Origin of the sequence: Mangrovibacter yixingensis (assembly GCF_020523985.1) — a bacterium.
Taxonomy (GTDB): Bacteria; Pseudomonadota; Gammaproteobacteria; order Enterobacterales; family Enterobacteriaceae; genus Mangrovibacter; species Mangrovibacter yixingensis.
The window spans coordinates 1,355,544-1,368,927 of sequence record NZ_JAIVKM010000001.1; the positions used below are offsets into that span (position 1 = coordinate 1,355,544).

Genomic DNA, 13,384 nt, shown 5'->3' on the forward strand with positions numbered 1-13,384 from the left:
GCTGAATAACTAGATGTCCCTAACTACGATGTACCGTAATCGTGTTATTTGGTTGTCCTTACCGGCACTGGTTTTATTACTGGTGCCTTTTATTACGCTAATTACGCAAACGCCATGGGCAGGCTTTCACCTGGCCTGGGGGGATGGAGATGCGATAACCGTTTCTCTGGCCCTGGGGATGGTGGCGATGGCCATTATTGTTTTGGGTGGGACTCCCGTAGCCTGGTGGCTTGCGAAAGAAAGCGGGCGTATATCCAGGTTTGCTGAGTTAATTGTATTGGTTCCGCTACTCACGCCACCGCTTGCTATGGGAATTTTGCTGGTTTCAGCGTGGGGGCCATATAGCTTACCCGGGCTGGCACTAAGCCATTTTGGCATGTCTTTAGTGAATAACCCCGCGGCCTTTGTTTTGGCCCAGGTATACGGTGGGTTGCCGTATTTTATTATTGCTGCACGTTCCGCTTTCTATGGTGTTCCTCAGTCTATTTTAGAGGCCGGGCAAACCCTGGGAGCGGGGCGGTGGCAACGGTTCTGGCATTTAGCTTTACCTATGGCAAGTAAAGGTCTTGCCAGCGCGCTGGCTCTGGCGTGGGTAAGGGTAGTGGGGGAGTTTGGTATTGTGATGATTTTTGCTTTTTTCCCCCAGGGAATGCCAGTGAAACTGTATATCAATTTACAAAATGACGGGATCAATGCTGTTTACACACTGGTCTGGTTACTGCTGCTGTTCACACTCCCTTTGCCTTTGTATTGCTTTTCCCGTGCACGCAATGTGTCTGGGGTGCGTTGACCACCATAGGTGGTGGTTTGTGCTGTAACAAAGGTAGTTTGTGGTGTTTTATAGCAATTGTTTGCCGTTACTTGCGCTACTCTGAATCTCTGGCTTATTCTTAAACAAGATGACTAAGCCCTATACTTTCTTCTTGATAGTTTCCACCTTGCCTGAGGTGGTTTAAGCCTTACTCTGACCCGCCCCTGGCGGGTTTTTTGTTATTTGAACTCTGAGATATATCTAAGGAAAATCTCATGATTATTCACCCGAGGTAAGCTGCCCTGAGCGGTTTTTATTGATGTGAATTAGTGCCTGAGATAAGATTCATCAAATAATTAAAGGACTATAATATATGCATGTAATTGACTCGCTACTGGCTTTTTGTGCTTATTTTTTCATTGGCTCTGCTCTGGTTGTGTTATTTTTAAATGTCTACTCTAAAATAACTCCATATAATGAGTGGGTGCTTATCAAACAAGGAAATATGGCGGCATCGTTTGCTTTTAGCGGCGTGCTTCTGGGGTATATTATTCCGCTGGCCAGTGCGGCTATCAATTCTGCCAGTATTCCAGATTACCTGCTCTGGGCTGTAGTTGCCTTTATTGTCCAGTTGCTTGTCTACGTAGGTGTTCGGCTGTATATCTCTGAATTAAGTGAAAAAATAACTAATAACCATACTGCGGCAGGTCTGTTTATGGGAGCAGCTGCATTGGCCGGTGGGATTTTAAATGCGGCCTGTATGACTGAATAGTAGCAACTTATGTCGAAGAAAAGAAAAAGTAAATGGGAATCCATTCGAAAAAAAGAAAAGCCCCTATGCAGGAACATGCCTTAAATTAGCGATTATGGGCGGAGCGGCTTTTTTCGTTCTGAAAGGATGTACTGATACCGAGTCATCGGATAATGACGGTGATGGCGTATTTTATTCAACAGTACAAGATTGTATGAAAGACAATAATACATTCGATGTGTGTACTGATGCCTGGCTTAATGCTGAAAAATCTTTTGTTGGCGAAGTGCCTCGTAACCTGACGCTTGATCAGTGCCAGCAGCAGTTTGAAACGTGCCGTTTTGATTACTCCAGTTACAGCTGGGCACCAGTAATGGCGGGTTTCTTATTGAGTAAGCATGTTCGCAAGGACAAAGATGAAGATCATACCTACAGCAGTGGCGGGGGGGCTTACGCATCACGCCCTGTCTGGAAAACAGCTGATCGCAGTTTTGCCTGGCATGTTGGCCGCGGGGCTGACAGTGAGCGGCGCGGAATGAAATTTTATACCCGCAAAGTTGCAACTTTGTCTCGGGGTGGCTTTGGTCGCTCAGCCCACGGTGGGCACTGGGGAGGATAGGGATGTTACGCCACGATGTACCTGTGCGGCCAGGTCTGGATAAACTCGCACAGCAGCACGGTTTCGATTTTCATATTATCGATAATGAAATGTACTGGGATGAACGCCGTGCCTACCGGTTTACGCTACGCCAAATTGAAGAGCAAATAGAACAACCCACCGCTGAACTCCACCAAATGTGCCTTGATGTGGTTGACCGTGCGGTCAACGACCAGCAGATGATGGAGCAACTCGCTATCCCGCCGCTTTACTGGGATGCAATCGCCCAAAGCTGGCACCAGCGTGACCCGTCGTTATATGGCCGGATGGATTTTGTCTGGTGTGGACAGGCCCCGGTTAAGTTACTCGAATATAATGCTGATACGCCAACTTCACTGTATGAGTCGTCGTATTTTCAGTGGCTGTGGCTGGAAGATGCGCGCAACAACGGCATTATTCCGCGTAATGCAGATCAGTATAATTCCATTCAGGAACGGTTGATTGCTCGTTTTGCGAAGCTCTGTTCACCAGAACCGCTGTATTTTTGCTGTTGTGAAGGCAGTAATGAGGACCGTACCACGGTGCTGTACCTGGAGGACTGCGCCAGGCAGGCAGGGCAGGAGACACAATTTCTGTATATGGAGGATATCGGGCTGGGCGTTGGTGGCGAGCTAACCGATCTTGAGGATCATGTGATTCGTAGGGCATTCAAGCTTTACCCCCTGGAATGGATGATGCGAGATGAAAACGGTCCTTTATTACGTAAGCGACGCCAGCAATGGTATGAGCCATTATGGAAAAGTGTGCTCAGCAATAAAGGCCTTTTACCTCTGTTATGGCGTTTTAACCCAAATCACCCCAATTTGTTGCCCGCCTGGTTTGATGGTGAAAAATCCCTTTCTGCACCAGGTGAAAGTGTGGTGCGCAAGCCTTTGTTTTCTCGCGAAGGTGGCAATATCACTGTATTAGACAGCCAACAGCATGTTATTACCCAAACAGATGGCAATTATGGCAGTGAACCTGTTATTTATCAGTCATTTAAACCATTGCCACGTTTCGGTGACAGCTACACGCTTATTGGTAGTTGGATAATCGACGACGAAGCTGCTGGCATAGGGATTCGTGAAGACAGTTCGCTAATAACTAAAGATACCTCACGCTTTGTGCCACATTATATTGGTTGAGCTATACATTTATACATAAGGCAGGCAATGAGAACCATCACTGTTGTGGCATATGATCCCCGGTGGTTTGAAATGTGATGCTCTTCTAATTAATCAATAATCATGCCAGATTTTCTCTATCATTGTGTATATCATAATTATGGGTAAAGTTTTCAGAGTGTAAATGTTCGACTATTTACACTATATATAAAATTAACAAAGAGTTGATGGATCAACAGATGAAGATTTTTTTATTAATATTAGGTGTATTTGTAATTTCTTCTTGCAATGATGAATCCTATACATTAAATGATTTTTTAATAAATGAAAATTTAAGAAATAACTTTAAATCGAAGTGTGTAAGCAACGAATCAAAAAACTGCAGTTACTTTTTATCTTCAATTGATATTATACAGAAAGCTGAAGGTGGTGATATTGATAAACAGATGCTTTTAGGTGAGGTATACCTGGCTGCAGGTAATTTTAAAGATTCAATACATTGGTTAACTATGGCAGCAGACAATGACGATGATATTGCTTTTAATAAGTTGGGCGAGATAGCATATTTTTTTGAAACTAAAAAGGATTTTACTGTTAATGAAATGGATGCTTTTCATTTACTGAACAAATGGGATGGATTTCAAAGGAAAAGGAAAGGGAGTGTTCTCCGGTACTATTTAAATGCACTATCAGATGGTGATTTTGAAGCTTTAATATCATTAGGTATTATGTACTGGCGAGGAGAAGGTGTTGAACAGAATTATGATATTGCAATATCTTATTTCATGCGTTATACAGAGGCTGAGGCTGTAAAAGCTCCTGGGTGGGGGGAATATTATCTTGCCTATATGTATATTGACGGACATGGTTTCAATAAAAGTGAAATCTCTGCTATTTCTTTATTTGATAAATCCTGTAAGCTGGGGTTTGTACTATCGTGCATCAAACTCGGTGACTTATATTTTTATGGCGGTAATGAGTTTGAACCAGATTATAAAAGATCGACTGAACTTCTCGATGTTTATTTCTTTGGTGAGTATATTGATATCAGAGCAATCACATCTGCAGACAATTTAGTTGAAATGTACAAGAATGGGGGGTTTGGAATACATAAAAACCCCAATAGAGTTCAGCAGCTACATGAGATAATATGTCACAATTCTAGCTATCCAAAATTTTGCAGGTAGTCCGTTGTCTATCCGCTGAAAATATGGCGGATAGACAACTGTTTGGTATGATCTTATCCTGGTGCATGACGACATGCTAAAAAATTTTTGGCCTGTTTTTTTTAGTGTACTTTCGAAACTTCAATAACACCATAATCAATCCCTTGGGCCAGCCGCTCTATCCATTTCGCAAAACGAAAATATCCAGGGTCTTGCAAGCAAATGTAGCCTATCCACGCCGCCCATCAGGTGAATTTTCAGGGCACATAGCTTACGAGGGAGCGCTTAAAAGACTGCCGTTGTCATCACGTTTCAGTAGTGACCAGCGTACACGGTGCATCCTGCCGTTCTTGTCCTCAAATGATGGCATCTTTTGCCCCTCGAGTGCCCGGATGTACTGCGCGGCGCCGTTAACGATGGCGGCCCATTCTCCTGAATGGGGGGCGGGTTCATCCGTCCAGCAGGTGATGCGAACCGGCTCTTCTTCCAGCCCGGCGTCTTCTTCATCCAGCCGTGCGCTGGCCTCATCAAAACGGCGGTACCACTTCATGGTGGATTCAGTTTCGAACTGGAAGTCTGCGTATTCAGAGTAAAAGTGCAGGGAGCGGGGTTTATCGAACCGCACGGGTCTGATTATCTGGTTCACTCTGACCAGCAGCGGTGGTAACGGTTCTGTATTTGTTTCACCCAGCGCTGGCGGCAGCGATCCGGCTTTAAGGATGACGCCGCTGTTATAGGGCAGGAGCTCAATATCCGGTGTTTTCGCCAGGCGGCGCTGGAGTTTTTGCATGCCGCCCAGCTTCTCCAGCCACGGGTTGCCCAGAATGGTGTACCAGCAGGGGCCTTTCAGACCAATGGGGGCTGCGGATCCCTCCAGCGTGCTGTATTTCCAAGCTTTTTGATATGATGGCTTCTTTGCAAGAGACCAGACCATGAGCTTCCTCAAACTTTTCACATGCCAGTGGCGGTCCAAATCGGGGTAAGCGTTCCCTGATGATACTCAGCGTCAGGTTAGTAAGTGGCGCTGGCAATTAACGGTTTCCAGTACGAACAAGCTTAGGCATGAAACAAGTACGAATTTACCAACCTGAAGGAAGAGAAAATGGTATGTCCGATAGAGAGAAGATTAAATATGATTTGGAACGCGCGTGACGTGAGCCTGATACCAGGCAAAAGAATGTGGCGGCAGCCATCAGTCCAAATGGCGTGAGTACGATATCAGTGCTTTAAAAAGAGCTTTCAGAGGCTACCAGCGACCAAGACACAATGACAACCGTCAAATGCCAGATTCTGCCTTAGTATACATTGGTGCGCATAATGTATATTATGTTAAATTGCATGTGGCATCCATATTCGTTCATAACTGCCAACATACCACGTTGATCATACAGTTACCCTGCTCATCCTCTTGCAATGTAATGCCCCGGTTTTAGTCGTTCCAGCCGGTATGCATTTCTCGCTTATGTACATATATATTAGTCAGAGAATATCGTTGTAATACTGTTATTATCTAACCTTTGTCTTATAAATTGGTTCTGCTAACTGTTTGATTTGTTCAGGCAGTCGACAAGCAGGCGCTATTTGTCCTCATGGATTGAAGGAGCTATCTGAGATGAACTTCCCTGGTCAGAAATCACCTGATAAAACTCTACTTGGTTACGACCTGGCTTACATTTTTGGCAGTCAGACTGATGTTGATATCGATTTTAAGCAGTTAGCAGATAAGTTTGACTGCATGCGTAACTTTTATAAGGTCGGTATTATTTTTGATGATGGCAGCCGACGCTGGTTAGTACGCCCTTCTCGTCGTATTTCAAATGCTAATCAGAGTACTGTCAGCCATGTCGTAATAAGTAAAGTGCCAGATATCAAGCAACATTGTGCAGAAAAAGTTGTGATGGCAACATTAACAGCCCCTTCACTGGCAAATGAAATCACCTCCACGGGTTTTGCCTGTGGTGCAATGCTTGTTACGTTATTTATGGCGTTTGGTGCCGGTGCGACAGTTCCTTTGACTGCGGGTGGTTCTGGAATTATTGCAGCGATAAGTCTGTCTGGCACGTTGGCGACTGGTGCACAATGCATACTTGGTGCAGGAAGACTGCTGGCTATCCACAATGATTTCGGTTCTGATATAGCCTGGCTGGACAGCCAGGACTGGTATGTAGCTACCACTACGATATTGGATGTAATTTCACTGGTTGCTGCTGGAACAGCACTCAAAGGCACTTTAGACACCTACAAACTGATGAAAGCGGCATCTTCAAGTAAAGTTACTACTTGGTTACAAAGCCTGAGTCGTGTTGAGCGGAAGCGTATTACTGAAGAAATAATTAAAGTGCAGAATCCGGGTATTTCGAGTGCAGGTGTGAAGGCTGCGATCCGCGCTGGAGTATATCCAAAACGTTTCCCTGGTGAATCATTGCAAAAATCACTGCAACGTGAGCTGATGAGTGCTGTGACCAGTGCGTCGGCTTTTGGTAGCAGTTCACTAGCCGGAACCATCCGCAATCCACAGAATACACTCCAGTCCGGTCGCTATGTGGTCGGTTTATTACAGTCATTTTCCCCTAACTAAGCACAGAGTATCCACATGTTGAAAGTATTCTCCCGCCGTTTACAACACTGTAACGATGTGGCGAGCAGCATCAATCAGGCCAGCACAGCTCAGTTACACCAGTTGAAAGCACAGTTGGCTGAACAGATGGGGAAACCGGTTGGTCTGCATACTATGGGTTTTCCTGCGGTGATCAGTACTCTGGGTATTATTGTTAGTTTTGCTCTTCCACAACTTTGGTTAGGTTACGGTGTACTCGCTTCCCTGAACCAGCCTGCCGAACGGGTATTCGTTTGGGTTATCCTGGTTGCGCTATTTTTTGCCGGCATTAACGGCCTGACTGTGTTTATGATTGGTAAAGGCAGTATGCGTGCCCTGCGGTTACATTTCGCACTGGCAGTGATAAGCCTGCTATTGACGTTAGCCTGGCTGGTTTCTGTGCTGGCTGGCGCTAATTCTCCAGGTAATGATTTGGTTGCTGCGTTGTTGAGTGTTGCCATGCTGCTACTAAGTGGTGGCTGTATTTTGTCTACTGCCTTCTATAAGATGCTGCTCTTCGCCCTGCATAATAGAGCATGGCGCCAACTGATCCGCCGGACACGGAAAGACTCACTACTCACACCTGACTAAAAGCTAACATGCGGCGACATTCTCGACGGGTTATTCTACACGAATCAACTGATATGTGACTTCCGGCCAGATATCTTCTGCGTCGGTAGCCCCGCGAATGCGGCCACGAATCGGTGGTATCTTCTTCTGCCAAAACCACGGCCATACTTTGCTCTGCTGGTTTGGTCTGTGATGCTTCATTTATAACCTTCATTCATGAATCCTGGTTATAATTTATGCAACTGCCCAGGCTGTTTTTTGCCCGTCTTTTTCGCCATTCCCGCGCATGAGTCAATTACGCCTTACATTCTACTCACCATTTGAGTAGAATAAGGGTGTTATTTGCCTCAGGAGAACACTATGTGGATATGGCAACAACCTTTGTGGCCTGAATTTACCTGGGATCCGGCCCCGCTGGCATCATTACTTCGTGATACGCGCTTTTTACAGGGCAAGCTTTATGGCAGCAGCCAGGTACTGAATTCAACGCAAACCACGTTAGATACCCTGTTGGCGAATATCCTTTATTCCAGTGATATTGAAGGCGAACGGCTGCATGCGGGTTCGGTTCGCTCTTCACTGGCAACACATCTTGGTGTGGATGATGAAATCACTTACCCGGTGGACAAACGCACAGAAGGCCTGGTTGAATCCGCTCTGGATGCTATCAATAATCTTGATGAACCTTTAACAGAACAACGCCTGCTGTACTGGCACTCGCTGTTATTTCCGCCTGAAGAAAAGTTATTTAATGCAATTAAAGGTGGGCTGTTTCGTACCGGCCCGGTACAGGTTATTTCCGGGCGAATAGATAAGCCGGTTGTCCATTTTGAAGGGCCGGATGCCATGCGGGTTCCGGGGGAAATGGAGGCTTTTCTGCGCTGGTTCAACACCAGCAGGCACGATGCCCAGGCTGACCCAATCTTGCGGGCAGGTATTGCACATTTATGGTTTTTAACCATCCACCCGTTTGAAGATGGTAATGGCAGGATCGGCCGGTTGATCATGGATCTTGCTCTGGCTCAGGCCGAACATAACACGGTGCGTTTATATGCTATGTCGCGCACTATCAACACGCATCGTAATGATTATTACGCGGTTATAGAACAAACTCAGCGTGGTGAACTAGATCTCACCCAATGGCTTGGCTGGTTCGTCAATATGCTGAAAGCTTCTATTGAGGAAACACTGGGGCTGATTGACCAAACCCTGTTTAAAACCCATTACTGGCAACGTTTTAACCAGGCGGCGCTGAACCATGAACAGATCAAAGTGATCAACCGGATGCTGGATGGCGATTTCCAGGATGGTATCAATAACAGCCAGTATAAAGCTGTTGCCCGGGTTAGCCGCGCTACTGCAACCCGCCACCTGGCGCATCTGGTTGAGCTTGGTTTTTTGCTGCCAAATGAAGGTGGTGGCAGAAGCACGCGCTATTCTTTGCCGGGGAAAAGCGGTATCTGACCGGGTTACGGTGCACTGCCCTTCCCTGCCAGTGCATTAAGGGCTATTGCTGCGGCGGCCGTGCGGTTATCTACCGCCAGTTTAGGAAACACCAGTTCCAGGTGTTTATTAACTGTGCGTGGGCTTAAATGCAAAATATCGCCAATCTCCCGGTTGGTTTTTCCCCGGGCAATCCATAGCAGCACTTCGGCCTCCCTGGGCGTCAGGCTAAGGTTTGCCCGCAGTGTATCCAGCGCGCTGTCTTCATCACGTGGGTTGATTTCCTCTATACGCAGCAGGCATTCACCTTCACCCGTCTGGCGAGAAAAGTAAAACTTCAGCGGTATATCCAGGCGAGAAAGGTCCAACGCCTGGCGAACACCTTCGCTGCTGTTTAACCACATCAGCATACGGTTGATAAACTTGCGGGTGGGCAGAAAATTTTCATCACAACAGGAACGCATTAACTGCCAGGCATTGGGTGTCGCCCACAGAAGTTGCCCTTGCTGATTAACGACACACATCGTTTGCCCAACGAAATCCATTGCGCTGTAAGCACTTGTGGTCAGGCGTGAATTCCGCAAATGGGTGCGCATTCTTACCAGCAACTCTTCCATGCGAATCGGTTTCACCACGTAATCCACCACGCCAGCATCAAAGGCATTGACCACGTTATCGGTATCGCTCAACCCGGTCATAAAAATAATGGGCGTATTCCAGAGTGCCGGGCTTTCGCGCAGGCGTTTGCTGGTTTCGAAACCGTCCAGATGCGGCATCACGGCATCCAGCAAAATAATATCAGGGGTAATTTGCCGGGTAATAGACAGTGCCTGGCTACCTTCCAATGCCACCAGCACTGTAAAACCCGCTTCATCCAGTGTGTCGTTTAGCATACTTACGGTATTAATATCGTCATCAACAATCAGTACGGTAGGTTTCGCGGAACTCATGAAGTGCCTCCCAGTTGTTCAAGGTATGACACGATCTCTTCAAATCTGAAGCAGTCTGTTAACTCATTAAGCCTTGCGCTGTCAGTGGTGCTGATAGATTTAGCGTTGGTGTGCTGGCTGAGTAATTCGCGCAGCCCGCGCACATATCCCAACCTGGCAAGGTCTTTCATTTCATTAATTTGGGCACCAGTCAGCCCGGTTGACCCGACTGTATTTTCCTGGTTTACCGCTAAACGGTGTTCACTGTCCCATGTCAGTTGCAGAGCTTCACCTATCGATTCCAATAGCAAAGGCACCTGGACCGGTTTCACCAGGTAACGCAGCTCTTTCTCTTGAGTGTTGTCGCGCGATTTTCCCTCACCGGCTTCAGCGGAAATCATAATAACTGGCTGGGTAAATCCGTGACACTGTAACTTATTGCGTAATTCCCAGCCTGATGTCACAGGCATGGCGACATCAAGCAAAAATAAGTCCACCGGGTTATCTGCGGCGGCAACCAAAGCCTGGGCCGCACTTTCTGCAGATAAAACAATAAAACCAATCGGCGTAAGTAAGTCATCCATTAGCTGGCGATGTGCCGGGTCATCATCCACCACCAGCACGGTTTGCCTTCGCCCCAGGTACCCTACCACCTTTTTTGGCTCTACGGGTTGATAGCTGGCGCCACTGTAACTGGGCAGCATCAGCGTTAACTTAAAGGTGGAACCTGTTCCCTGGACACTTTCTACCTGCAAATCCCCACCCATCACATAGGTTAACAGGCGGGTAATTGTCAGCCCCAGCCCGGTACCAGTACGTCGGCTGTCTTGTGACACACGTTCGAAGGGATTAAAAATGCGCTCCAGGTTTGCCTGTCCAATACCAATGCCGGTGTCATGAACAGAGAAGAAAGCCAGTTCGCTGCGATACTGGAAATCAAGAGTAACCCCACCTTTATCGGTAAACTTTATGGCGTTGGATAACAAGTTGATGAGGATCTGGCGCAAACGCTTCTCATCAGTCATTACGGCATCCGGGAGCCAGTGCGGCGGGTTATAGTTAAATGTCAGTCCCTTGTCTATTGCCTGCTGTTCGAACATGGCTACTAGTTGCTGCACCAGCTCACCAATACGGACTTCTTCGCGGTAAATTTCCAGTTTTCCCGCTTCAATTTTAGAAATATCCAACAGCCCTTCTATCAGGTTCGCCAGGTGCTCTCCGCTACGGCGCATAATGCTGATACCTCTCTGGCGTGCAGGTGGAATATCATCAGCACGCTCCAAGAGTTGCGCATAGCCCAACATGGCATTAAGGGGAGTACGCAGCTCATGAGTGATACCGGTTAGATAGCGGCTTTTCGCCAGGTTTGCGTCATCGGCGGCCTCTTTTGCCTGTTGTAATTGCCGGTCTGTGGCTTCGTGAGCAATGATTTCTTTCATTAGACGGTCACTTTGCAAACGCAGTTCATCCTGGGCGATTTGTCGGCTTTTATTGGTCAGCACAAACAACCAGGTGGTGACGCCGGTAACAATCAATAAAATGAAGAATACTTTCCACAATGTTGCCGCCAACAAATGCTGCTCATTGCCGAAATCGCCGCGCATTTGCGCAAATACCAACATCAGCAATAGCCCAATTACCGAGCTGAACAACAGCAGAATACTTAAAAAGCTCCATACACGGGGATCAACGCGTAATTTGTTCCCACGCATAATTTTCTTCAGGAGGCTGGCCGCCTGCTCATGGTAACGAGCGTGGGGTTTGCAGGCATCATTGCATTGAACATCCAGCGAGCAACATAGCGAGCAAATACTCCCTTGGTAAAAGGGGCAAAAGCTCATCTCTTGTTTTTCGAAATGGTTACCGCATACACAACATTCTGTCGATATCGCCTGAACGGGGTTACGGGCCAGGTAGAAGCGCCCTTGCGTCAGCCAGGCAATCAACGGCGCGGTACAAAATGCCAGGACCAGAGAGAATAGCGAGGCAAAAACTTGCAATGCCTGGCCAAACCACCCCATCCAGGCCGACAACCCAAATGCCATAGCAAGCCCCATGGCGCCAATGCCTACCGGGTTGATGTCGTACAGGTAAGCCCGTCTAAACTCTATCTTTTCCGGGCGTAGTCTTAACCATTTATTGACAGTAAGGTCCGCCACAACACTGCCAAGCCAGGCGGTGGCGGCCACGGCATACACGCCCAATATATCCTCAAAAACCCGGTAAACCCCTAACTCCATCAATAACAGAGCAATACCCACATTAAAAAACAGCCAAACTACCCGCCCTGGATGGCGGTGTGTCAGGCGTAAAAAGAAATTCGACCAGGCGATAGAACCGGCATAGGCATTAGTCACGTTGATTTTTAACTGTGAAAGCACAACGAAAATACCGGTCAGTGCCAGTAACCCTGAAGAGGAATGGGTGACATAACTGAATGCAACCAGGTACATATGCGTAGGTTCACTGGCAAGTTCAGCCCCCAGCCCATAATTAAAGGCGAGCACGGCAAGAAACGAACCCAGTAAAATTTTAATTGCGCCAATCACAATCCATCCTGGCCCGGCAGCAATGACTGCACCATACCATTTCCAGCGTGGCCCCTGCCCGTTATCCGGCAAAAACCGCACCTGGTCTACCTGCTCACCAACCTGGCTTACCAACGAAAGCAACACTGAACACACCGCACCAAGGCGCAGCAAGTCGAACTGAGAATCGTCAGGAACCAGAAAACCAGGGAAGTGAATCCATGCACTGAAAGCGTGGTTATCACGCAGCAGGATAAAAACAAAAGGTAACAGTTGCAGAGCAAGCCAGCAGAACTGAGTAAATTGCTGAAACCGCGAGATAAATGTAAAACCCCAGGTCACCAGCGGAATGACCACCAGCGAACTGATTAAATAACCTAAATGAAGCGGCAGGCCAAACAACATATTCAGCGCCATCGCCATGATAGCGGCTTCCAGTGCAAAGAATATAAACGTGAAAGTCGCGTAAATCAGCGATGTTACCGTGGAACCCAGGTAACCAAACCCGGCTCCACGCGTGAGTAAATCAATATCCAGCCCATGGCGGGCTGCATTGACTGCAATCGGTAACGACAGCAAAAAAATAATAACACTGACCAATCCCACTGCAGCAATCACATAACTGAAGCCGTAAGTCAGTGTAAGTGCGCCACCAATTGCTTCCAGCGCCAGAAAAGTGATCGCACTTAACGCTGTCATTACCACACGTTTTGTATGCCAGCGACGGGAAGACTGCGGTGTGTAACGTAACGCAAAATCCTCAAGGGTCTGGTTGGTTACCCATTGGTTATATTGCCTTCGTGCCTTAAATGCTTTTTGCTGTACCGTCATCCAGCCCTCACTGTTTCTTTATGTTGCGCCCGTGAGAATGCCGCCATATCGGCGCCGG

At 47.3% G+C, this 13,384-nt stretch carries 12 protein-coding genes; 8 read left to right on the top strand and 4 right to left on the bottom strand.

Annotated elements, in window-relative coordinates:
* Window positions 1-13 precede the first annotated feature (13 nt).
* The 5 genes from LC084_RS06320 to LC084_RS06340 all read left to right on the top strand — a co-directional run bounded on the left by LC084_RS06320 (window position 14) and on the right by LC084_RS06340 (window position 4,450).
* On the top strand, window positions 14-790 hold the full coding sequence (locus LC084_RS06320) for a molybdate ABC transporter permease subunit (protein ID WP_226570319.1): 777 nt from the start codon (window positions 14-16) through the stop codon (window positions 788-790).
* A gap of 334 nt (window positions 791-1,124) precedes the next feature.
* Window positions 1,125-1,523, top strand: a complete 399-nt coding sequence (locus LC084_RS06325) for a DUF350 domain-containing protein (RefSeq protein ID WP_226570321.1) — start codon at window positions 1,125-1,127, stop codon at window positions 1,521-1,523.
* Between the two features lie 94 nt (window positions 1,524-1,617).
* Window positions 1,618-2,121 (top strand): DUF1190 domain-containing protein, encoded by a 504-nt coding sequence (locus LC084_RS06330; protein WP_226570323.1) that lies wholly within the window; start codon window positions 1,618-1,620, stop codon window positions 2,119-2,121.
* Between the two features lie 2 nt (window positions 2,122-2,123).
* A complete protein-coding gene (locus LC084_RS06335) occupies window positions 2,124-3,284 on the top strand; it encodes a glutathionylspermidine synthase family protein (protein WP_226570325.1) in 1,161 nt (386 codons plus the stop codon).
* A gap of 218 nt (window positions 3,285-3,502) precedes the next feature.
* Window positions 3,503-4,450 carry a hypothetical protein gene (locus LC084_RS06340; RefSeq protein ID WP_226570327.1) on the top strand — a complete coding sequence of 316 codons (948 nt, stop codon included), beginning with the start codon at window positions 3,503-3,505 and terminating at the stop codon, window positions 4,448-4,450.
* Between the two features lie 250 nt (window positions 4,451-4,700).
* Here the strand turns inward: LC084_RS06340 and LC084_RS06345 are convergent, their stop codons facing one another.
* Window positions 4,701-5,363 (bottom strand): type VI immunity family protein, encoded by a 663-nt coding sequence (locus LC084_RS06345; protein WP_404808330.1) that lies wholly within the window; start codon window positions 5,361-5,363, stop codon window positions 4,701-4,703.
* A gap of 678 nt (window positions 5,364-6,041) precedes the next feature.
* Between LC084_RS06345 and LC084_RS06350 the strand changes: the two genes are divergently transcribed.
* Together LC084_RS06350 and LC084_RS06355 are read left to right on the top strand one after the other, a co-directional pair.
* Complete coding sequence (locus tag LC084_RS06350) at window positions 6,042-7,007, top strand: hypothetical protein (protein ID WP_404808354.1); 966 nt, start codon at window positions 6,042-6,044, stop codon at window positions 7,005-7,007.
* A 15-nt stretch (window positions 7,008-7,022) separates the two neighbouring features.
* Window positions 7,023-7,616: a hypothetical protein gene (locus LC084_RS06355; protein ID WP_226570331.1), complete on the top strand. Its 594-nt coding sequence runs from the start codon at window positions 7,023-7,025 to the stop codon at window positions 7,614-7,616.
* Window positions 7,617-7,646: 30 nt separating this feature from the next.
* On the opposite strand, the gene LC084_RS06360 is transcribed toward LC084_RS06355, so the two are convergent.
* A complete protein-coding gene (locus tag LC084_RS06360) occupies window positions 7,647-7,796 on the bottom strand; it encodes a hypothetical protein (protein ID WP_226570333.1) in 150 nt (49 codons plus the stop codon).
* A gap of 159 nt (window positions 7,797-7,955) precedes the next feature.
* Between LC084_RS06360 and LC084_RS06365 the strand changes: the two genes are divergently transcribed.
* A complete protein-coding gene (locus LC084_RS06365) occupies window positions 7,956-9,059 on the top strand; it encodes a Fic family protein (RefSeq protein WP_226570335.1) in 1,104 nt (367 codons plus the stop codon).
* Window positions 9,060-9,064: 5 nt separating this feature from the next.
* On the opposite strand, the gene LC084_RS06370 is transcribed toward LC084_RS06365, so the two are convergent.
* On the bottom strand, window positions 9,065-9,988 hold the full coding sequence (locus LC084_RS06370; RefSeq protein ID WP_226570337.1) for a response regulator transcription factor: 924 nt from the start codon (window positions 9,986-9,988) through the stop codon (window positions 9,065-9,067).
* On the bottom strand, window positions 9,985-13,326 hold the full coding sequence (locus LC084_RS06375; protein ID WP_226570339.1) for a hybrid sensor histidine kinase/response regulator: 3,342 nt from the start codon (window positions 13,324-13,326) through the stop codon (window positions 9,985-9,987). Before LC084_RS06375 ends, LC084_RS06370 begins: the two co-directional genes overlap by 4 nt.
* Between the last annotated feature and the right edge of the window lie 58 nt (window positions 13,327-13,384).